Source organism: Neorhizobium galegae (genome assembly GCF_017877055.1).
Classification (GTDB): domain Bacteria; phylum Pseudomonadota; class Alphaproteobacteria; order Rhizobiales; family Rhizobiaceae; genus Neorhizobium; species Neorhizobium galegae_D.
The window spans coordinates 1,737,979-1,758,128 of the sequence record NZ_JAGIPG010000002.1; the positions used below are offsets into that span (position 1 = coordinate 1,737,979).

17 protein-coding genes are annotated in these 20,150 nt (G+C 61.9%); 7 read left to right on the top strand and 10 right to left on the bottom strand.

What is annotated here, in order from left to right; translation table 11 throughout:
• Positions 1-6 precede the first annotated feature (6 nt).
• Positions 7-654 carry a metallophosphoesterase family protein gene (locus J2857_RS19125; protein ID WP_210011601.1) on the top strand — a complete coding sequence of 216 codons (648 nt, stop codon included), beginning with the start codon at positions 7-9 and terminating at the stop codon, positions 652-654.
• On the opposite strand, the gene J2857_RS19130 is transcribed toward J2857_RS19125, so the two are convergent.
• Positions 651-2,105, bottom strand: coding sequence for a TrkH family potassium uptake protein (locus J2857_RS19130; RefSeq protein WP_210011602.1), 1,455 nt, complete (start codon positions 2,103-2,105; stop codon positions 651-653). The two genes, J2857_RS19125 and J2857_RS19130, sit on opposite strands and share 4 nt — an antisense overlap.
• A 168-nt stretch (positions 2,106-2,273) precedes the next feature.
• On the opposite strand from J2857_RS19130, the gene ilvA reads away from it, so the two are divergent.
• On the top strand, positions 2,274-3,488 hold the full coding sequence (ilvA, locus tag J2857_RS19135) for a threonine ammonia-lyase (RefSeq protein ID WP_245363567.1): 1,215 nt from the start codon (positions 2,274-2,276) through the stop codon (positions 3,486-3,488).
• Here the strand turns inward: ilvA and J2857_RS19140 are convergent.
• Together J2857_RS19140 and J2857_RS19145 are read right to left on the bottom strand one after the other, a co-directional pair.
• Complete coding sequence (locus J2857_RS19140; RefSeq protein ID WP_210011603.1) at positions 3,481-4,473, bottom strand: alpha/beta hydrolase; 993 nt, start codon at positions 4,471-4,473, stop codon at positions 3,481-3,483. The genes ilvA and J2857_RS19140 overlap by 8 nt on opposite strands.
• 57 nt (positions 4,474-4,530) lie before the next feature.
• Positions 4,531-5,550 (bottom strand): glycerophosphodiester phosphodiesterase family protein, encoded by a 1,020-nt coding sequence (locus J2857_RS19145; RefSeq protein ID WP_210011604.1) that lies wholly within the window; start codon positions 5,548-5,550, stop codon positions 4,531-4,533.
• A 104-nt stretch (positions 5,551-5,654) separates the two neighbouring features.
• Between J2857_RS19145 and J2857_RS19150 the strand changes: the two genes are divergently transcribed.
• The 3 genes from J2857_RS19150 to J2857_RS19160 all read left to right on the top strand — a co-directional run bounded on the left by J2857_RS19150 (position 5,655) and on the right by J2857_RS19160 (position 10,668).
• Positions 5,655-5,978 carry an HlyU family transcriptional regulator gene (locus J2857_RS19150; protein ID WP_210011605.1) on the top strand — a complete coding sequence of 108 codons (324 nt, stop codon included), beginning with the start codon at positions 5,655-5,657 and terminating at the stop codon, positions 5,976-5,978.
• 132 nt (positions 5,979-6,110) lie between these two features.
• Positions 6,111-9,299 (top strand): ammonium transporter, encoded by a 3,189-nt coding sequence (gene amt, locus J2857_RS19155; RefSeq protein ID WP_210011606.1) that lies wholly within the window; start codon positions 6,111-6,113, stop codon positions 9,297-9,299.
• 85 nt (positions 9,300-9,384) lie between these two features.
• A complete protein-coding gene (locus tag J2857_RS19160; protein WP_210011607.1) occupies positions 9,385-10,668 on the top strand; it encodes a GGDEF domain-containing protein in 1,284 nt (427 codons plus the stop codon).
• Here the strand turns inward: J2857_RS19160 and J2857_RS19165 are convergent.
• On the bottom strand, positions 10,665-11,282 hold the full coding sequence (locus J2857_RS19165; RefSeq protein ID WP_210011608.1) for an FMN-dependent NADH-azoreductase: 618 nt from the start codon (positions 11,280-11,282) through the stop codon (positions 10,665-10,667). The genes J2857_RS19160 and J2857_RS19165 overlap by 4 nt on opposite strands.
• Positions 11,283-11,444: 162 nt before the next feature.
• On the opposite strand from J2857_RS19165, the gene J2857_RS19170 reads away from it, so the two are divergent.
• Positions 11,445-12,413, top strand: coding sequence for a LysR family transcriptional regulator (locus J2857_RS19170; protein ID WP_210011609.1), 969 nt, complete (start codon positions 11,445-11,447; stop codon positions 12,411-12,413).
• Between the two features lie 36 nt (positions 12,414-12,449).
• Here the strand turns inward: J2857_RS19170 and J2857_RS19175 are convergent, their stop codons facing one another.
• Positions 12,450-13,478, bottom strand: coding sequence for a zinc transporter ZntB (locus tag J2857_RS19175; protein ID WP_210011610.1), 1,029 nt, complete (start codon positions 13,476-13,478; stop codon positions 12,450-12,452).
• A 299-nt stretch (positions 13,479-13,777) separates the two neighbouring features.
• Here J2857_RS19175 and J2857_RS19180 point away from each other — a divergent pair, with 299 nt between their 5' ends.
• Positions 13,778-14,338 carry a DUF2087 domain-containing protein gene (locus J2857_RS19180; RefSeq protein WP_210011611.1) on the top strand — a complete coding sequence of 187 codons (561 nt, stop codon included), beginning with the start codon at positions 13,778-13,780 and terminating at the stop codon, positions 14,336-14,338.
• Between the two features lie 89 nt (positions 14,339-14,427).
• Here J2857_RS19180 and J2857_RS19185 read toward each other — a convergent pair whose 3' ends face one another.
• The 5 genes from J2857_RS19185 to J2857_RS19205 all read right to left on the bottom strand — a co-directional run bounded on the left by J2857_RS19185 (position 14,428) and on the right by J2857_RS19205 (position 20,119).
• Positions 14,428-15,264 carry a PhzF family phenazine biosynthesis protein gene (locus tag J2857_RS19185; RefSeq protein ID WP_210011612.1) on the bottom strand — a complete coding sequence of 279 codons (837 nt, stop codon included), beginning with the start codon at positions 15,262-15,264 and terminating at the stop codon, positions 14,428-14,430.
• Positions 15,265-15,343: 79 nt separating this feature from the next.
• The gene (locus J2857_RS19190; protein WP_210011613.1) at positions 15,344-17,332 is read right to left on the bottom strand and encodes a bifunctional 2',3'-cyclic-nucleotide 2'-phosphodiesterase/3'-nucleotidase; all 1,989 of its coding nucleotides are present in this window, start codon (positions 17,330-17,332) and stop codon (positions 15,344-15,346) included.
• A gap of 158 nt (positions 17,333-17,490) precedes the next feature.
• The gene (locus J2857_RS19195) at positions 17,491-17,859 is read right to left on the bottom strand and encodes a response regulator (protein WP_210011614.1); all 369 of its coding nucleotides are present in this window, start codon (positions 17,857-17,859) and stop codon (positions 17,491-17,493) included.
• The gene (locus J2857_RS19200; protein ID WP_210011615.1) at positions 17,856-19,475 is read right to left on the bottom strand and encodes a sensor histidine kinase; all 1,620 of its coding nucleotides are present in this window, start codon (positions 19,473-19,475) and stop codon (positions 17,856-17,858) included. The genes J2857_RS19195 and J2857_RS19200 overlap by 4 nt, the downstream gene beginning before the upstream one ends.
• Before the next feature lie 305 nt (positions 19,476-19,780).
• On the bottom strand, positions 19,781-20,119 hold the full coding sequence (locus tag J2857_RS19205) for a PilZ domain-containing protein (protein ID WP_210011616.1): 339 nt from the start codon (positions 20,117-20,119) through the stop codon (positions 19,781-19,783).
• Between the last annotated feature and the right edge of the window lie 31 nt (positions 20,120-20,150).

The following is a 20,150-nucleotide window of genomic DNA, read 5'->3' on the forward strand; positions in this document are numbered from 1 at the left end:
CGTGTTTTGGGCTTTACCTTTGCGATCGGCGATATCCACGGCTGCCTGGCGCAGTTGAAGGAACTGCTCAGGCAGGTGGAGGATCACGCGCCCTCCGGACATGTGGTGTTCATCGGCGACTATATCGATCGCGGTCCGAAGAGCCGGGGCGTGCTCGACCTCGTCATGGCGGGGCCGAAGAAGGAAGGGTGGCGGTGGACAGCGCTCAAGGGCAACCATGAGGATATGATGGTCCGCTCGCACCAGAACAGCGGTCACGACGAGATCATGTGGCTCGACAATGGCGGCCGCGAGACGATGGTTTCCTTCGACGGCTACGTGCCGCCGCAGGTGCTGTCATGGTGCGCGCATCGCCCGCTGATCCATGTCGACGAGCACCGCATTTTCGTACATGCCGGCGTCGACGAGACGTTGCCGCTGGACGAGCAGCGGGAACGCGACCTGATCTGGAAGCGGTTTGCCGGCGACGAGGGTGGCGAATTCTGGGGCCGGCATCTCTGCCACGGCCACACGCCGCTTCCCGGCAATCCGCAGACGATCGGCCACCGCACCAATATCGACAGCGGCTGCGTCTTCGGAGGCGAGCTGACCTGTGCCGTCTTCGACGACGACGAGCCGGGCGGGCCGGTCGAATTCCTCAAAGTGCCTTCTTAGTGACGCCAGAAAACCGGCGTCAGCAGGACAAGCACGGTCAGGATCTCGAGACGCCCGAGCAGCATCATCAGCGACAGAAGATAGAGCGCAGGATCGGTGATCGTTGAAAAGTTGCCGACCGGGCCGACGATCGGGCCGATGCCGGGGCCGACATTCGACAGCGCGGTGATGACCGAGGAGGTGGCGGTCAGGATGTCGTAGTCGAACAGCGTCATTCCGATGCTGCCGACTACCCAGAGGAAAATATAGAGGCTGACGAACAGGAAGACCGCACGCTGCGTTTCGGCATCCACAGTCAGGCTGCCGTAACGCACGGGATAGATGGCGTTCGGATAGACGAGTTTGTTGAGCCCCGCGCGGATGACGTTGACCATCACCACGAAACGATAGGCCTTGATGCCGCCGGCAGTCGAACCGGAGCAGCCGCCCATGAAAGTGGCGAAGAAGGCGACGAGCACCGCGAACGGCCCCCACAGCGTATAGTCGTCGCTCGCAAAGCCGCCGGTTGACAGGATCGAGGTCATGTTGAAGAACGAGTGTATCAGCGCGTCGTCGAGCTCGATGCCGTTCCTCAGGTGATGGTAGACCGCAACGCCGATCGAGATGACGCAGAGGTAACCAAGGAAAACCAGGATCTGCGGATCGCGCAGCGTATCCAGCCGACCTCGCACGGCAAGCAGGATCAGCACTGAAAACGGCATGCTGCAGATCGCCAGGAAGATGGTGCCGACGACCAGAAGCCCGTTGTTGTCGAAATAGCCAAACGACATGTCGTGCGTCGAGAAACCGGCCGTCGCGATCGTCGACATCGCATGGTTCAGCGCATCGAAATGGTCCATGCCGGCAAGATCGTATGCGATGGTGCAGGCAAGCGTCAGCAGGACGTAGACGATCAGGAACGCCCGGGTGAAGCTCGCAAGGCGGGCGAACGGCTTGTCGTTGGTCTCCGACGATTCGAGCTTGAAGATCGAAGCACCGCCGACTTTCAGGAACGGGAGAACAAACAGACCCAAGCCGACGATGCCGATGCCACCGAACCAGCAGAGAAGCGAGCGCCAGAGCAGGATGCCGGGCGGCATGTTGTCCAGCCCGACGATCACGGTCGAGCCGGTGGTGGTGATGCCGGAAATCGATTCGAACAGCGCCTGTGCAAACGACAGTTCGTGTTCGGCAAGGAAGAGCGGAATGGCGCCGACCACGGAAAACATCGCCCAAAGGACGTTAACCAGCAGGAAGCCGAGACGCTTGTTGAAGACCGGCGGGGGGCCATGGGTCGCGAGCGCCGCTGCCGCCGCAAGCCCGCCGACCATGAAGCCGGACATCGCAAACACCTGCCAGTCGCGATGCCCGTAATAAAGGTCCACCATTGCCGGCAGGAACATCGCCAGCGACAGGTAGAGCGCGCAGAGCGCCGTCATGTAGATGACCGACCGAAGAAGATTGGCATTCAAAAAATGGTTGTCCCGAAGTTCGCGGCAACTGAAAGAAGCTTTGTCTCAGCCGTAAGCCTATGGCATAGCGGGAACATTCTTGAAATTCAATGGATGGCCGATGTGACCGAGGCAGACGTGACCAAGGCGGGCGTGACCAAAGCGGGCGTGGATGAAGCCAGGGTGGCGATGCGGGAAATTTTCCCGGAGACGCCGCTGCAGATGAACGAGCACCTCAGCCGCCGTTATGGCGCCGAAATCTGGCTGAAGCGCGAGGATCTGTCGCCGGTCCGCTCCTACAAGATTCGCGGCGCCTTCAACTTCCTGCGCAAGGCGATCGCTTCGGGCGCCAACGGCAAGACGTTCGTCTGCGCCTCGGCCGGCAATCATGCCCAGGGTTTTGCCTTCGTTTGCCGTCATTTCGAAGTGCCGGGCGTGGTCTTCATGCCGGTGACGACACCGCAGCAGAAGATTGACAAGACCCGCATGTTCGGCGGCCCGTTCATCACCATCAGGCTGATCGGCGATATTTTCGACCAGTGCTACGCGGCGGCCCGTACCCATGTGGAAGAGACCGGCGGCGTCATGGTGCCGCCCTTCGATGATGCCGACATCATCGAGGGACAGGCGACCGTTGCGGCCGAACTGGTCGAGCAACTGCCCGAAGGCGTGACGCCCGATCTCGTCATCCTGCCGGTCGGCGGCGGCGGGCTTTCGTCGGGTACGACCGGTTACCTGAAGGATATCGTCAAGCGGGAAGATTTTCTCTTCACCGAGCCGGAGGGGGCGCCGAGCCTGAAGAAGAGCCTGGAGGCCGGCGAGCCGATCACGCTCGCCAAGCTCGACAATTTCGTCGACGGGGCGGCCGTGGCGCGGATCGGCGACCTGAATTTCGAAGCTTTGAAGGGGTTTTCGCCGGATCAGGTTTTGCTGGTGCCGGAAAATGCCATCTGCGTGACGATCACCGAGATGCTCAACGTCGAGGGTGTCGTGCTGGAGCCGGCGGGCGCCCTATCGATCACGGCGCTGGAGATGCTCGGACGCGAAAAACTGGCCGGCAAGACGGTTGTCTGCGTCGTCTCGGGCGGCAATTTCGATTTCGAGCGCCTGCCCGACGTCAAGGAACGCGCCATGCGCTATTCCGGCCTCAAGAAATACTTCGTGCTGCGGCTTGCGCAGCGCCCTGGCGCATTGCGCGATTTCCTCAATCTCCTCGGGCCGGAAGACGATATCGCCCGCTTCGAATACCTCAAGAAATCGGCCCGCAATTTCGGCTCGATCCTGATCGGCATCGAAACCGCACGGCCGGAGAATTTCGCCGGCCTGCTCGAACGCTTCGATGCCGCAGGCATGGGTTATCAGGACATTACCGAGAACGAGATCCTGGCGAACCTCGTCATCTGAGCACGGTCTGCAGCCAGGCGACGGCCCGGTCCGCAAGCGGCCCGGTCGTCGCCGGCGAGAGGATGTCGCCGGCAATCACGTGGTTGCCGGGATCGCCGGTCCTGCCGACATCGAAAATCTCATGAGGTCCGCCCCAGCGGCCGGAGACCGCGCGCACCTTGTCGGGTCGGATGACCTGGTCGAGCGACGAATAGAGGAAAAGCGCCGGCGTCCTCACCTGCTCGACCGGGCTTTTGACCGAGAGCTTCACAAGGGCCGCCATCGGCAACAGCGCGCTGGTCGGATAGCGGATCGTCCAGTGGGCGGCGTGGCGGTCGTTATAGGGCGTGAAGCCGCGGTTTTCGCCGAGCAGCAGCCTCGAAAGCTGCGGCGCGACCGGTGTTGTCAGCAGAAGCGCGGCAAAGCTGTTGATGCCGTAGTTCGGCGACAGGAAGACGGCGGCCGAGATCCGCAGTGCGATCTTCGGGTCGGCAAGCGCGAGCGTAGCGAGCGAGGCGCCGGTTGAGGTGCCGATGACGACCACACGGGAGCCGATCGCTTCGCCGATCGCGAGACTCTCCGAAAAGTCCGCCAGCCAGTCTTCAAGGCTTGCCTCACCCATCGCGTCGCCGCTGCGGCCGTGGCCGGCGAGCCGGGTGAAATAGAGATTGGCGCCGAACGCCGCTGCGACGCGGTCGGGCAGGGGACGTATCTCCTCGGCCGAAGCCGAAAAGCCATGCAGGTAGACGATGGCGACAGGCGTCTTCGTTTTGGTCGCCGGATCGGCCCAGACGATGCGTTTTGCGGCACCCGTTCGGATGTCGGTGAAGTGGCTTTCGCTCGCGCTGAGATAGGCGTCTATGTCGGCGCCGAGGCGGGCCTTGTCGAAAGCGGGAAAACCGTCAGCGGGCATGCGCGGGCCGGACATCAACATCACCCCCAAGGCGGTGATCAGGATCGCGCAGACATAACCGACCGTCCGCCATGACAAGAATCTCCTCTGCATCCGGCACTCCCTCCGAACCGAAGGAGATCATAAGCGGGCTTCGTGACGGCGGAAAGTCTATCTGCTGCAGATCAACGGCTTGGAGGGCAGCGCGCAGAAACCGTGGCGCTCCACCTCCGGCCGGGTCTTCTCGATCACGTTGGTCCAGACGAGGCCCGGAAAGCCGGAGGGCACCATGTCCCAGGTGTCGCGGTCGTCGATGCCGGACGAGCCGGCGTCTCCGGCCTCGAACGGGCCGATCAGCACCACATCCGACCCGGCCGCCCGCATCCGGTCGTAGAAGCGCTCCGGCCAGCCCCAGAGCAGGAAGGCGAGATTGGCGGGGACCGGCACCAGCGTATTGCGGCATGTCTTCGGCACGTGTCCGCTCCAGCCGAGGGCCAGGTAATTGAGGAGGCAGGATTTTGCCGTGCGGTTGGAATAACCGGGAAGGCCCGCGACCAGCGTGACCGCCCTTTCGGTCGGCTCGTTGCCGCCGTAGACGGCGAAAGCCGCTGCCCGGGCAGCGGGGTCGGTATTGAGAACGGTCGCGAGCGCTTCGCCTTCCTCCGCCCGGCGGCTCTTGAAATTGATGAGGAACCGGCCCTCGGGTAATGCCGCGAAGACCTCCGGCAAGGTCGGCATCAGCCCTTTGCCTTGGCCGCGGAACGGAAAAGTTCTGCCGCCATCGGCCGTGTAACCATAGCCGATGTCGAGCGTTTTCAGGACCGGCATCGGCGTCTGTTCCGTGACGCCCTTGGCCTCGGTGCGGCAATCGAGCGTCCAGTCGTGGAAGACGGCGAACTGTTTGTCCGGCGTCAGATGCACGTCGAGTTCGACCACGTCGGCACCGGCGTCGAAGGCGGCCTTCATGCCTGCCACGGTATTTTCCAGATGGGCATGCGTCGGCGGCAGCATCAGGCTCGCGGTGCAGGTGTCGTTCCTGACATCGGCGGCATCGAAAAGCTGGTGCTGGCCGCGATGGGCAATGATGCTGAGCGGCTTGTCGTTTGGAAAACGGGAGAACAGGGAGGTATTTCCGACCCAAAGCGCAGCGATGACAGCGAGGAGGGATGCTGTGGCGATCTTCCATTTCATGCGGTCAGGCTCCTGAATTGTACGGTGGCCATGAGACGCTGGACCGTGACTTTTCCTTGGGGGCCCCGCTTCCTGCCTGTGCAGGAATATGCTAGGCAGCCGCCATGGCTTCGTTTCTGTCCAATATATTCTCGATGTTCTCCGGCGGCGGCAAAGCTGCCGAGGCACCCGCTGCTTCCGTAAAACCTGTCGAGCATGCCGGCTGCATCATTCATCCGGCTCCGATCCGCGAGGGCTCGCAGTTCCGGCTGGCCGGACGTATCGAGAAGGACGTCGACGGCGAGACATTCGTGCGCAATTTCGTCCGCGCCGACGTCTTCACCTCCATGGACGACGCGGTCGAATATACCGTCCGCAAGGCGCAGCAGATCATCGACCAGAATGGTCCGGCGCTGTTTTCGGATGGGGAGAAGTCGCGCTCCGCGTGACCTGCGTTCCGCATTGTGATTGCAAATATTGTGAGTCACACTCAAAATTAAGTCATTGGCGATAGCTTGAGGCATCTGTTCCGATGTCTTTTCTGCGGTCGACTGTTAATGCGATCTCGCTGGTCATATTTTATGCTTTTTATCGGCTCCGGAGCTTCCGGCAGCCTTATTCCCCGCTTTGCCTTCGCGGATGATCTCCTTTCGAACACCTCCCGGCTGGATATGACATGGGTGCTCGTCGCCTCCGGGCTGGTGATGATGATGCAGGTCGGCTTCCTTCTGCTCGAAGCCGGCATGGTGCGCTCGAAGAATTCGATCAACGTAGCTCAGAAAAACCTTCTCGACTTCGTCTTCGGCGTCGTCGCCTTCGCCGCGGTCGGCTTCATGATCGCCTTCGGCCGTTCGAACGGTTTCCTGTTCGGGAAGCAGAGCGAGTTCTATTTCCTGCGGGATCTCGACAGCTGGCAGTCGGCGTTTTTCGTCTTCCAGGTGATGTTTTGCGGCACGGCGGCAACGATCGTATCCGGCGCCGTCGCCGAGCGCATGAAGCTGTCCGCTTACGTTTTCGGCTCGCTGTTCATGTCGGGGCTGATCTACCCGGCGTTCGTGCATTGGGCCTGGGGTTCGGCACTGTTCCCGAATGCATCGGCTTTCCTGTCGCAGATGGGTTTCGTCGATTTTGCCGGCTCCACGGTCGTTCATTCGACCGGCGGCTGGGTGGCACTTGCGGCCTGCATGGTTATCGGCCCGCGCATCGGCAAGTTCAATGCCGACGGCACGCCGGTCCGGATCGCCGGCCATAGCCCGGTTCTGTCGACCACCGGCGCGCTGCTGCTCTTCATCGGCTGGATCGGGTTCAACGGTGGTTCGACGCTCGGCGTTTCCGACCATGTAGCGCCGATCATCATGAACACGGTTCTGGCCGGCGGCATGGGCACCTGCGTCGGTTATGTCATCGGCTTCTACCAGGACGGCGTCATCCTCCCCGAAAAGTCGAATTCCGGCATGCTCGGCGGTCTGGTCGCGGTCACCGCCGGCTGCCATATCCTCGATCCGGCAAACGCGCTGATGGTCGGCGCGATCGGCGGCGCCGTGGCGATCTTCGGCAACGCGTTCGTCGAGAGAACCCTCAGGATCGACGACGCGGTCGGCGCGATCGGCGTGCATGCCTTTGCCGGCGTCACTGGTACACTGCTTCTGGCGCTGCTCGCCCCGGTCGATCAGCTGCCGGCCGGCGGCAGGCTTGCGCAATTGCACGTGCAGCTCGTCGGCGTCGGCGTCAATTTCTACTGGTCCTTCGGTCTCGGCTACGCCTTCTTCTGGGCGGCGGACCGACTGATGCGGATCCGCGTTTCGGCCAGGGAGGAAGAGGACGGGCTGAACCTTGCCGAACATGCGACGCGCCTCGGCGTCGGACATGTGGAGGACGCTCTGGCCGATCTTCTCGGCGGCAATGCCGACCTGCGCCAACGCCTCCCCGTGGTGAAGGGCGACGAGGCCGAAAGGCTGACCGGGCTCTTCAACCGGCTGATGGACAACATCGAGGAAGAGGAACGCAGCCGCGGAGAGCTGATGGAGCTCCGCCACAACGACGAGGATTCCGAGCGCGTCGCAGCGCTTGCGAACGCCACGTTCGAAGCGATCCTGATCCACCGGGGCGGCATCATCGTCGACGGCAACGAACAACTTGGCAAGATGGTCGGCCTGCCGCTTATCGAGATCATCGGCCGGTCCGTTTTCGATATCCTCCACGACGGCGAGACGATCCGCGTGGCCGACCTGATGAACCTCAACGATGACAACAGCCACGAGATCGTCGTGAGGCTGGCAAACGGCGAGGAAATCCCGGTCGAGGCGCGTGGCCGCGACATCCTTTATCGTGGCGAAAAAGCTCGTATCGGCTGCCTCGTCGACCTTACGGAGCGGAAGCTCGCGGAGAGCCGCATGCGCTACCTCGCTCTCCACGATCCACTGACCGGGCTGCCGAACCGCGTGCTGTTCTCCGAGCGGCTGACCGAGCTGGTGGAGGAGGCCGGAAACGGCAAGGGTTGCGGCGTCCTGATGGTCGATCTCGACCGCTTCAAGGACATCAACGACATCCATGGCCACCAGGCCGGCGATGCGGTGATCCGCGAGGCCGCCGTACGCCTTGCGGCCGAGGCCGGTGCGGACAACATCGTCGCCCGGCTGGGTGGAGACGAGTTCGCCGTCATCATCGCCCACACGTCCGATATCGACGAGCTTGAGAGGTTCGGCGATCGGCTGCTCGCCGCGATGGCCTATCCGATCGATATCGGCCATGGCGAACAGGTCAATATCAGCGTCAGCATCGGCGGTGCCCTGTGCCCCGAAAATGCAGGGGACATGGACGCGCTGATCGGCTGCGCCGACGTCGCCCTCTATCACGCCAAGAATGCCGGCCGAAACGCCTGCCGAACGTTTAAGCCCGGCATGAACGAACTGATCGAAAAGCGACGGGCACTGGAAGTCGATCTGGAGATCGCCCTGCAGCGGGGCGAGTTCGAACTGTACCTGCAGCCGCGCGTCGAGGCGGAAAGCGCCATCATCATCGGTTACGAGGCACTGCTGCGCTGGGTTCATCCGAAGCGCGGAATGATCAGCCCCGGCGATTTCATTCCGGTCGCCGAAGCCTCCGGCAAGATCATCCGGCTCGGCGCCTGGGTGCTCGCCGAAGCCTGCAGGATCCTGGACGATATCGACGGCCATATCAGCGTCAACGTCAGCCCGCTGCAGTTCCGCCATGCGGATTTCGTCGCTGATCTTGCAGATCTGCTGAAAAGCACCGACGCCGATCCGCGCCGGATCGAGCTCGAGATCACCGAAAGCGTGCTGATCGAGGACGACAAGCGCGCCGTGCAGATCCTCAACGATCTGAAGCGCATGGGTTTCCACATCGCGCTTGACGATTTTGGCACGGGTTATTCGTCGCTGAGCTATCTCAGCCGCTACCCGTTCGACACGATCAAGATCGACCGCAGCTTCGTCAACAACCTGAACCAGGTCGATAACGCGCAGATCATCGTGCGCACCATCATCGACCTGGGCACCGGCCTCGGCATGAAGGTCGTCGCGGAAGGCGTAGAAACGACGGAGCAGGCGCTGTTCCTCGCCCATGCGGGCTGCGACGAGCTGCAGGGTTATCTTCTCGGCAAACCCAGGAAACTAAGCGAGATCACGCGCGAAATCGATCCGGCGATCGCAACTCAACTCCGTAACGTGCCGAAGAAGCTGCCCGAGATCCAGGATTACCCGACGTTCGAAGGGGAAACCTACCGGCCGTTATTGCATAGTCATGCATAATGGCCATAATCCTCAAGGGGTTGGAGCACGTAAAACGATAGCCGTTACAGCGGTATAGCACCTTCAGGGGGTGGAACGGATCGAGATGCAAGCGTTCAATCTGGCCCTCTTCCTTCTGGAAGCGGTGATCTACTTCTCTGTCATGACGATGTTCCTGCATTTCCGTCGTCAACTCGGCCTCGGGGTATTCCTGGCTGCACTCGGCGTCATGCATTTCATGGAGACCTACCTCGCCGCGGTCTTCTACATCGAACTTCCGTTCGGCACCGTTTCCCCCGGCTCGTCGGTCTTTTTTGCCGGAAAGCTGATGATGATCCTGCTCCTTTACCTGAAGGAGGATGCGGCAGTCGTCCGCCAGCCGATCTACGGGCTTTTCCTCGGCAATCTGCTGACCGTGGGCATCGCTCAGATTCTCCAGATACACGAGGTCGTGGCACTGCCGGGGGGCCGCGCCGCAGACATGGTGTTCTTGAGCGAGATGGGGTGGCTGATGGTGTGGGGCACGGCGCTGCTCTATGTCGATGCAATCTGCATCATCCTGCTCTACGAACGGCTGGGCCGGGTGCTGCGCAGCAATGTCGTGCTGCGTTTCGCGATCAGCGGCGCAGCTGTCCTGACTTTCGACCAGATCGGCTTTTACGCAGGGCTGAACATCCTCTTCGGTGCGCCGCCTTCGGTCTTCTTCGGCGGGTGGTATGCCAAGCTGCTGTCCGTGGTGCTCTATTCGCTGCTGTTTGCCGTCTATCTCAAGATTGAGCAGATCCCGCGCCTCGCCAGATCGACGCGCGAGATCACCGATATCTTCAACGACCTGACGTTTCGCGAGCGTTATCAGGCGCTGCTTGCCAAGAGCGGGGTCGACGGGCTGACCGGTCTTTTCGACCGCGGGCGCCTTGAGGCCGATGTTCCGAAGCTCATTCACCACTGTCTCGACCGGGGAAAAGGGCTCAGCCTCATCATCGTCGACGCGGATCATTTCAAGCAGGTCAATGACCTCTTCGGCCACCTGAAAGGCGATGAGGTGCTGAAGGAAGTTGCCGTATGCCTGCAGGCCGGTTCCCGCCCGAGCGACCATCTCTCCCGTTTCGGCGGTGAGGAATTCGTGATGATCCTGCCCGATACCGACCACGACAGCGCCTTGATGATCGCTGAACGCATGCGGACCGCCATCTGCCGTTCGGTCATTCGTCCCGACGGCCAATGCGTCACCGTCTCGATCGGCGTGGCCACGGCTCCGGAAGACGGACACGCGCTCGATACGCTGCTCGGGCGTGCCGACGAGCGGCTCTACCGCGCAAAAAATGACGGCCGGGACAACGTCCACGGCCGTCTTGGCAGGCTCGTCCCGTCAGGCGCAGGGACGGCTTAAGCGGCGAGAGCGAGCTGCCGGTTACGCTGCTGGGCGCTGGCGACCGCCTTTTCAGCAGCTTCGGGGCCGAAAGCGACGCCTTCGACATAGATGACTTCCACATCCGTCATGCCTAGGAAGCCGAGGACGGTCGTCAGGTAGGGGACGGCATGGTTCATGCCGGTGGCCGGGCCCTGGGAATAGACGCCGCCGGATGCAAGCACGATATAGACCTTCTTGCCCTTGGCGAGGCCTTCCGGGCCTTCAGCCGTGTAGCGGAACGTCTGGCCGGCGCGGGCGACGTTGTCGATCCAGCTTTTCAGCGTCGAATAGATGTTGAAGTTGATGAGGCCGGTGGCGATGACCACCGTATCGGCTGCCAGCAGCTCGGCGACCAGCTTGTCGGAATAGTCGGCGGCGGCAGCTTCTGCCGGGGTGCGGTCGGCCGCCGGCTTGCGGATGGCGGACGTGGTGACGCTGTCGAGATGCGGGATCGGGTTGACACCGAGATCGCGATGGACAACCGACGGACCGTTGTCGCGGGCGCTCAGTTCGTTGGCGAGGTCATGGGCCACCTTGCTGGACAGCGAGTCGTCGCCGCGCGGGCTGGAAGTGACGAGGAGGATGGAGGACATGCTTTTTTTCCTTGTCTGGAGATCTTATCTGCGGTCTTGGGCCCGCAGAAGGATTGGAGAGCGGGTGGATCCGCTGTGTTCGAGGGAATAGATAGGCGTGGACGCTCATCGATAAAACTGAGATAATATCGAAGCTATCTATCGAAAATTTGGATGATGACCATGGATGCCAACCCCACCCTCGATCAGTTGCAGGTATTTCTGGCGGTTGCCGAGACAGGCAGCTTTTCCGCCGCCTCACGCGCGCTGAACCGGGCCCAATCGGTGGTGAGCTATACGATCGGCAATCTGGAAGCCCAGCTCGAAATGCCGCTTTTCGAGCGCAGCGGCGCCCGCCAGCCGAAGCTGACCGAAGCGGGCAAGGCGCTGCTGACCGACGCCCGGCGCATCGTCGCGGACCTCCAAGTGATGCGCGCCCGGGCGAAGAGCATCAAGCAGGGGCTGGAGGCAGAACTGTCGGTGGCGCTGAGCGTGATGGTACCGTCGGATGCCGTTGTGGCGGAGCTGCGTGAGTTCCGGGAAAGATTCCCGAGTGTGGCCCTCAACCTCAATGTCGGCGAGCTCGGCATGGTCATGGAGATGGTCATTTCCGGGAAGGCCGATATCGGTATAGGCGGTTCGATCCTTCGGCAGGAGGATTCGTTGGTGATGGAGAAGATCGGCTATTCGTTCATGATTCCCGTCGCCGCCGCCGAACATCCGCTTGCAAAACTCGGTCGGCCTCTGACGCTCGCGGACGTGCGCGAGGAAGTCCAGATGGTCGTGACGGATACGTCCGGCCTGACGAAGGGCCGCGATTTCAATGTCTTGTCCTACAAGACGTGGCGGGTTAGCGACATCGCCACAAAGCACCAGCTGATCAAGGGTGGTCTCGGCTGGGGTGGTCTGCCCGCGTCCGTCGCCGGAAGGGACATCATGGACGGAACTCTCGTGGCACTCGATCTCGAAGCCTACGAGCAGAGCCAATACCCGCTCTACGCCATGCGCAAGGCCGCAAACCCGCTGGGACCTGCGGGCCGTTGGCTGGTCGATGCCATGGAGCGCCGGCTTTCGACCTGCCCAAGCCACGGTGACTTCAAGCAGATGCTGGGCATGGAATCTCGGGAAACGATCCCTCAAGCCGCCGAATAGCCGAAGCAGTGCCGGCCGGGGCACATCAAAGCAGGTTCAAAGCCACTCGATGCGCTTCAGGATCCACAACGTGCCCGCGGAAATAACCACGACGAGCCCGACGATGATCAGGAAGGCCCAGGTGTCGTTGACGCCGGGAATGCCGCCGACATTCATGCCGAAGAGGCCAGCAACGACGCTCGGCGGCAGAAGAAGGGCCGCCAACGCGGCAAGCCTGTTGGAATTGCGTGCAATCCGCTCGCCGATCACCGTGGAAAGGTCGTCGTGGAGGATGCCGGTCCGGTCGCGGATGGCGTCGAGATATTCGATGAACCGCATCAGTTTGTCGATCACCTCGCGAAAGCGGAGCTTGTCCCGTTCCTTGAGCCATGGCGCGTCGTCGTGCTCGATCCTGTTGAGCGCATCGCGTTGCGGCGCGAGATAGCGGCGCAGCTGCACGGCGCGGCGGCGCAAAAGCTTGAGCCTCTGGCGAACCTCGCTCGCTTCCCCCTTGAAAATCAGCTCGTCGAGTTCGTCGACCTCTTCGTCCATGCTATCGAGCACGGGCTCCAGATCGCGGACGAGCTTGTCGCTGACCAGTGCCAGCAGTTCCCCCGCCTGCCGGGGACCCTTGCCGTTGTCGAGCGCCCGCCGGATATCGCGCAGCGCCGTGATATAATGGCCGCTGTCGCGCAACGTCACCAGCCGGTGTTCGTCCACCCAGATATGCAGGGGCACGAGGTCGATCTCGTCAGAAGTTTTCTCCGCTTCTTCCGGCGGAGCGGCGCAGACACCGCGCAGGATGATCAGCAGCCCGTCGCCCAAGGGCTCGACGCGCGGGCGGGAATCCTCTGCAAGAAGCGCCTCCGCCACCAGCGGATCGAAGCCGCCATGGGTGTTTACCCATTCTGCCGTTGCCGGATGATCGCGCTCGAAATGCAGCCAGACGAGACCGTCTCCCGGCTTCCAGCTGCAGGCCTCGGCCATGTTCATCGTCCTGCAGCCGCCGTGCCCGTCGAGGACAAGGGCGAAGCGCAGGCCGGGCTCGTCTCCGTAGCTTACTGCGGTCTTTGCCTTTTCAAGCATCGATGGGCCTCCTCCTCACGCGGTTTCGATCGATTTTACCAGCAAATATCTTGCCCACGAAGTGTAACCATTCTCTTCAGAACGCGGAACGAGTGAAGCGCATCGGCTGCGAGTTGACGCTGTTTCAACCTCTGCTATAACGACGCCACGGTCTGCAGTTCACCGAGGCGTCGCCGTCCCGAAAGGGAAGCTAAACCTGCATAGACAAAGATGATCAGCACTTATCCCGTGCCAGAGTCGACAAGCCGGCGACCAGCGACACCCTGATTTTCAGGGAATGGCACGTTTAAGGATAAGACATGCCAAGATCCATCTTTCCCATGGAGATCGCCGACCTTTCGGTTTTCGCCAAATCCGTCCGTCGACAGATCGATACGCTCGACCACAAGCCGAGCCATCTGGAAACGCTCAATCTGCTCACCAAGGCGGCCGGTTTCCGCAACTACCAGCACTTTCGAGCGGTCGCCAAGACCGCCGACGTCATCGCTGACTGGCGCCCGGTGCTGGACGATGAGCCGGCGCCCGATGAGGCGAAGGTGCTGAAGACCGCCCGCCATTTCGACGGCGAGGGGCGGCTCGTTCGTTGGCCGGCCAAGCGCGGGCAGCAGGAAATCTGCCTCTGGTTCCTGTGGTCGAAGATACCGGCGGACCGGGAGTTCACCGAACGTCAGATCAGCGAACTTCTGAACACGCTGCACCTCTTCGGCGATGCCGCGATGCTGCGCCGCGACCTCTTCGATTTCGGTCTCGTCCAGCGCACCCGCGACGGCCGGGAATACCGCCGCATCGAGCAGAAGCCGCCGGCGGAATTGAAGCTGCTGCTGTCGCGGATCGGTTTCGCCAGGGCAACGGCGGCATAACCGTCAGTCGGCCCATTCCGGATCGGTCTAAACCGGGAACCGTAAGCCATCGGTCGGGACTTTCCCTGCCGATGGCATCTCCGACAGGATCAGAGTTCCAGCGCACCCTGAATGCATGCGACCACGTCTCCGCCGATCCAGATATCGTCGCCGACTTTGTCGACATACACCCGGCCGGCGCGGCCAAGCACGGTGCCCTGGGCCGCGACATAGCTTTCCGGCGCGACACCGGACCCGATCAGCCATTGGGCAAGGCCGGCGTTGAGACTGCCGGTGACCGGATCCTCATAGCCGTTGCGGGTAAAGGCACGCACCTCGAATTGCGCGTCCCTGCCGTCGAGGTCGGGATCGAAGCGTCCGACCAGCCCGACGCGGGTACCGGCGAGAGCTGAATAGTCCGGCTTGACCGCCAGCACGTCGGCACGCGAGGGCAGGCGCACGCCGATCCAGTCCGGGCCGTTCTCGCACCAGTTGGAATCCTCGATCAGGTTGGCGGGCAGGCTGAGTGCCCTGGCGATCCGCTCCACCAGCGCGCGGTCCACCGGGCCGCTGCGCGTAAGCGGCGGCGCCGCAAACGCAAGCCGATTGCCGTCACGGCGGATGCGGATAAGGCCCGCGCCGCATTCCTGCACGATATCGCCGGTCGGTGACGTCTGTTGCTGCGAGAGCCAGACATGCGCGCTGCCGAGCGTCGGATGGCCGGCGAAAGGCAGTTCCTGCGACGGTGTGAAAATCCTGACCCGGTAGCTGGCCTTCGGATCGGTCGGCTCGAGCAGGAATGTCGTTTCGCTGAGATTGGTCCAGTTGGCGAAGGACTGCATCTGCGCGTCGCTCAATGCGTCGGCGCCGATCACCACGGCAAGCGGGTTACCGCGCATCGGCTGGCTGGAGAAGACGTCGACCTGCTGGAAGGAGAGTTTTGGCATTGCCTTGCCTCATGCTGTTGAAAAGAAAGACGGCAGCCAAGGCTGCCGTCCAAATATTGCCGAAAGGTGATGTTGGCCGTTACAGCACCAGCCGGAACTTCGCAAAGCCGTTCTCGCCGTCACCGGCATCCTCGATCTTGGCACCCTTGACCGCGGTCGCGTACTGGCGGGCCTTGGGGCCGGTTTCGAAGATGGCGCTTGTGCCGGGCAGGGGCTTGAACGACCAGTTGGCATCGGCGGACGGGTTGATCGTGCCCTGTTCGACGATATAGCGCACGATCACGTCGCGGTTGGTGTCGGGCGCCACGAAGATCACCTTGTCGCCGGCGATCTCCGGGAACTTGCCGCCGCCGCCGGCGCGGTAGTTGTTGGTCGCCACCACGAATTTCTGGGCCGGATCGATCGGCTTGCCGTTGTACTTGAGATCGACGATGCGGTTGGCGTTCGCATTGATCAGCTTGCCGTCCTTGTCGAAGCGGGTCGGCTGCGACAGGTCGATCTGGTAGGTCACGCCGTCGATGACGTCGTAATTGTAGGACGGGAAGTCATTGTTGAGGAGAGGCGCGTCTTTCGCGCCGGCCTGCACCTGGTTGAACATGCCGGCCGACATTTCAAGCCAGTTCTTGACCTGCGCTCCCGTGATCAGCACCGCCTGCACGGTATTCGGATAGAGGTAGAGGTCAGCGACGTTCTTGATGGCGATGTCGCCCGCCGGGACATCCGTGAAATATTCGGCGCCGCCACGGCCCCCGGCCTTGAAGGGAGCGGCAGCAGACAGGACGGGCAGGTCCTTGTACTGGCCCTCTTTCAGCATGTCCTTGATGTACCAGGTCTGGGCATTGGAGACGATCTGCACCGACGGGTCATCGGCGACCAGCGCAAAGTAGGAGTAAAGCGGTGCCGAACTCTTGCCGACGGCGCGGCGCACGTAGGCAAGTGTGGCTTCATGCTCTTCCTTGGCGGCGGCGATGACTTCCGGCTTGTCCTTGACGTCTGCGACGATCTTGCGGGCATCGTCGCGATGGTAGATCGGCCGGGCTTCCGAGGTGGAATCGACAATTTTCCAGCTCTTGCCGTCCTTTTCGAGCAGCAGGTCGATCAGCCCCATATGCGAGCCCCAGAAGCCGCCCATGACGGCGGGCTTGCCCATCAACTTGCCCTTCTTGGTGTCGGCACCGACAATGCCGTCGAAAACCTTGGTGCCGGGGAAGACCAGATGCTGGTGGCCGGTGAAGATCGCATCGATGCCCTGGATGCCCGCGAGATAGAGCGAGGCGTTTTCCATCCGCTCGCTCTGTCCGCCACCGTCGATGCCGGAATGGGAGAGGGCGATGACGATGTCGGCGCCTTCCTCCTTCATGACCGGCACCCAGGCTTTGGCCGCGTCGACGATGTCTCGGGTCTGCGCCTTGCCTTCGAGGTTCTTCGCATCCCATGTCATGATCTGCGGCGGCACGAAGCCGATGAAGCCGACCTTGACCGGGCTCGTCGCGCCCGAACCGTCACGGATCTGCTTTTCGACGATCACGTAGGGCTTCAGGAAAAGCTCGTCCTTCTTGGCGTCGGAGGCGAGTTGGCCCTTGGTGAGGTTGGCGCAGACATAAGGAAAGCCGGAACCGGCCAGCACCTTGAACAGGAAATCGAGGCCATAGTTGAATTCGTGGTTGCCGAGCGTGCCGGCATCGTAACCGAGCACGTTCATCGCCTTGATGACCGGATGCTTGTCGCCGTCCTTCATGCCGCGCTCATAGGCCATGTAGTCGCCCATCGGATTGCCCTGCAGGAAGTCGCCATTGTCGATCAGCATGGAATTGCCGGCTTCGGCACGGATCGCGTCGATGATCGAGGCGGTGCGGGCAAGGCCGAGCGTGTCGTTCGGCTTGTCGGCGTAATAGTCGTAGGGGAAGACGTGGACGTGAATATCGGTCGTTTCCATGATGCGCAAATGCGCCTGGTTGCCGGCCGCGCGGGCGGCAAACGGGTGCAGCATCACGAACGCCGAGGAGGCGGCGATGCCTCCAAGCAGCGAACGGCGGGTGATCGGATGAAGATCGTTAAGCGACGACATGGGCAGCCTCCTTGGAACGGACTGGTAAGCGAAAATCCGGCGCCATATTGACCCGCGTGTATTGTATTTCCAAGCGGATTCTGAAGCGTTGGAGGAGAGGAATATATGGTCGCTGCCTCTATCCCGGATGCCGCCCGGTTGAGTGCGAAAGCCAGGCGTCAATAGGCCGCCATCCGCATCGCGTCGATCAGCTGGGCCATCTGGAAGGGTTTGGGGAGGACGGGGATATGGCGCATTTCCGCGGGCAGGCCAAGCGCCCCGTATCCGGTCACGAAAATAAACGGAATGTCCCGCGCGGTGAGGATCTCGGCGACCGGAAAACTGGCTTCGCCGGCGAGATTTACGTCGAGCAGCGCCATGTCTACGGGGAGCGACCGGGCCTTGATGATCGCATCGTCGAGCCGCGAGGCGGTGCCGACCATCTTGCATCCGATCTGTTCCAGGAACTCTTCGAGCATCATCGAAACCAGTGCCTCGTCTTCGATGATGAGGACGCGAATTCCGGCGAAGATATGGGTGTCGTTCACCTTGCACCCATTTGCACGAAAGGCGTCACCTCCGCCGAGACGGCGACGTCGGCCAGCGGCGCTTCGATCGTACCGACGATCCCCGCAGGCTGGTCGAATATCACCGACGCCTTGCCGCCGAGATCCTGAGCAAGGCTGCGCTCGATCAGCCTGACGCCGAACCCTCGCCTCGAGGGCGCAACCACCAGCGGGCCGCCGCTTTCCGTCCATGTCAAACGCAGCAGAGGTTTGGCGCCCTCGACAACCTGCCAGTTGATCGCGACCTGACCTGCGAGCGTCGAGAGCGCGCCGTATTTAAGGGCATTGGTCGTCAGTTCGTGCAAACCCATGGCAAGCGCGAGTGCTGCTCGCGGCAGCAGCCGGAGCGAGGGCCCGGAAACGGCAAAGCGATAGTCCCCGCCCTCGCCGAATGGTGCCAGCGCGCCGTTCACCACGTCATCGATATTGGCCCCCTCCCAATTTTCGCGGGTGAGCACGTCATGGGCGGCGGCCAGCGCCATGAGGCGTCGTTCCAGATTCTGGCGCACGATCGGGTCGCCGCCCCGCAGGGTCTGGGAGGCGATGGCCTGGACGGTCGCAAGCGTGTTCTTGACGCGGTGGTTCAACTCGTTGACCATGAGTTGCAGCCGCTCTTCGATCCGTTTTCTCTCGGTGATCTCGACCGAGACGCCCACCAGGCCGATGACTTTGCCACCTGCATCGCGCAAGGGGGCTTTGGTGGACGACCAGACCCGGGGATGGCGGCCCTCGCGGCTGATGGTCTCTTCAAATTCTTCCGTTCTCGCCTGATCCATGATCCGGCGGTCATTGGCCATCACGGACTCGGCCTGCGTCTTGCTGTCCAGGAAGTCGAGGTCCGTGCGGCCCTCGACTTCGGACCATGGCTTGCCGATCAGATCCAGCGTCGAGACGTTGGCGAGGATGAGGCGGCCCTGCATGTCCTTGGCGTAGATCAGCCCCGGCGCAGTCTCCAGAATGGCGCGCAAGAGGGCATTGGTCTGATGGAGTTGTCGTTCGGCGAGCCTGATGGAGGTGATGTCGGTGCTGATTTCGATCGCAACTTCCGGCTCTCCGGTGTCGCCGCGGTCCAGTGACCATTTGCTGATGACATGGATCTCTCTGCCGTCTTTGTGGCGGCGCGTAAGCTCACCCTGCCATTCGCCGTCGCGGACGAGGATTGTATTGATGTCCTCGAGAGACACCGGGCAGCGGGTCTGCAGGAGGTCGAGCGCGTTTTTCCCCAAGGCCTCTTTTTCCGAGTAGCCGTACAGGCGTTCAGCGCCGGTGCCCCAGAACGCGATCCTGCCGTCGATGCTGCGCAACGTGCCCTGGGTCTGCCCGAACGCCTGCGTGAACCTTTCGAGCCGATAGAGTTTTGCATCGATATCGCGCTGTATCCTCCGCTTTGCCCAGACAGAGGCTGCGAACAAAGCAGTTGCAAGCGCCAGAAGGACGATTGCCTCGGCCAAAGCGAAGCCCGAATGGGTCGATCCGTCGGAGGCGGCCAGAAGGCCGCTCAGCGCCAGCAGCGCCATTGCCAACCACGTAACAAAGGTCACGAGCCGGCGGGGCGCCCGCGATGTCGGGGACGGTGAGGTAAAGGGAACAGCAACCATTGAAGCATCCTTGGTCTTGCCTGCGCGCCGTGGCTATCAGCTCAATGCAGGCGGGAAAAACGTAGACGCTTGAACAGCCGCTACTCTTAACGAGGACGGTTTTTAGTTTGTTTGCTCTGAATAAATTAGGATTCTATCACTTATGGACTCAACGGCAAGTAGTAAATATTCGGTAAACGCCAGTGAAGGTTAGATATTTCACGCTTTGGCGGCCTTTACATTGATCAAGTTTATGCATCAGGTGATTCGCCACATCGCGAATGTGTTGAAAATGGGATGCGCCGCGAAAAAGACTGCGATCCGTCTCAACGCGAGGCCGGGACTTCCCTGTGAAAAAAGCGGAAATAGGACGAGACCTGCGCAACCGCGTTGCTGTTGACGCTGAACTGCACGCCGAGCCGGCCGCTGCGCCGCCACTTCACGGTCCCTTCCAGGATACCGAGCTCCTCGCTTTCGACCCTGACCGGGCTGCCGTCTGCGGCATGCAGGACGCGTCCGCCCAGATCGAGCGCCATGCCGGTCGCCGAAAGGTCGGTGACGCGACCTTGGACGGCTTGATTGAAATATTTGACCGTCCCCAGGATGCGGGTCTTCTTGCGCTCGGCGCTGCGGGTCTTCATCCGTCCGATGCTGGTGGTCGTCATGCGATAGAGTCCTCGTTGCTTCCTCTGTTGT

Coding starts and splice junctions, on each gene's coding strand:
- ilvA (WP_245363567.1), top strand. CDS start 2,274: ATGCGGGAAATTTTCCCGGAGACGCCGCTGCAGATGAACGAGCACCTC.
- J2857_RS19140 (WP_210011603.1), bottom strand. CDS start 4,473: ATGCAGAGGAGATTCTTGTCATGGCGGACGGTCGGTTATGTCTGCGCG.
- J2857_RS19145 (WP_210011604.1), bottom strand. CDS start 5,550: ATGAAATGGAAGATCGCCACAGCATCCCTCCTCGCTGTCATCGCTGCG.
- J2857_RS19150 (WP_210011605.1), top strand. CDS start 5,655: ATGGCTTCGTTTCTGTCCAATATATTCTCGATGTTCTCCGGCGGCGGC.
- amt (WP_210011606.1), top strand. CDS start 6,111: ATGCTTTTTATCGGCTCCGGAGCTTCCGGCAGCCTTATTCCCCGCTTT.
- J2857_RS19160 (WP_210011607.1), top strand. CDS start 9,385: ATGCAAGCGTTCAATCTGGCCCTCTTCCTTCTGGAAGCGGTGATCTAC.
- J2857_RS19165 (WP_210011608.1), bottom strand. CDS start 11,282: ATGTCCTCCATCCTCCTCGTCACTTCCAGCCCGCGCGGCGACGACTCG.
- J2857_RS19170 (WP_210011609.1), top strand. CDS start 11,445: ATGGATGCCAACCCCACCCTCGATCAGTTGCAGGTATTTCTGGCGGTT.
- J2857_RS19175 (WP_210011610.1), bottom strand. CDS start 13,478: ATGCTTGAAAAGGCAAAGACCGCAGTAAGCTACGGAGACGAGCCCGGC.
- J2857_RS19180 (WP_210011611.1), top strand. CDS start 13,778: ATGCCAAGATCCATCTTTCCCATGGAGATCGCCGACCTTTCGGTTTTC.
- J2857_RS19185 (WP_210011612.1), bottom strand. CDS start 15,264: ATGCCAAAACTCTCCTTCCAGCAGGTCGACGTCTTCTCCAGCCAGCCG.
- J2857_RS19190 (WP_210011613.1), bottom strand. CDS start 17,332: ATGTCGTCGCTTAACGATCTTCATCCGATCACCCGCCGTTCGCTGCTT.
- J2857_RS19200 (WP_210011615.1), bottom strand. CDS start 19,475: ATGGTTGCTGTTCCCTTTACCTCACCGTCCCCGACATCGCGGGCGCCC.
- J2857_RS19205 (WP_210011616.1), bottom strand. CDS start 20,119: ATGACGACCACCAGCATCGGACGGATGAAGACCCGCAGCGCCGAGCGC.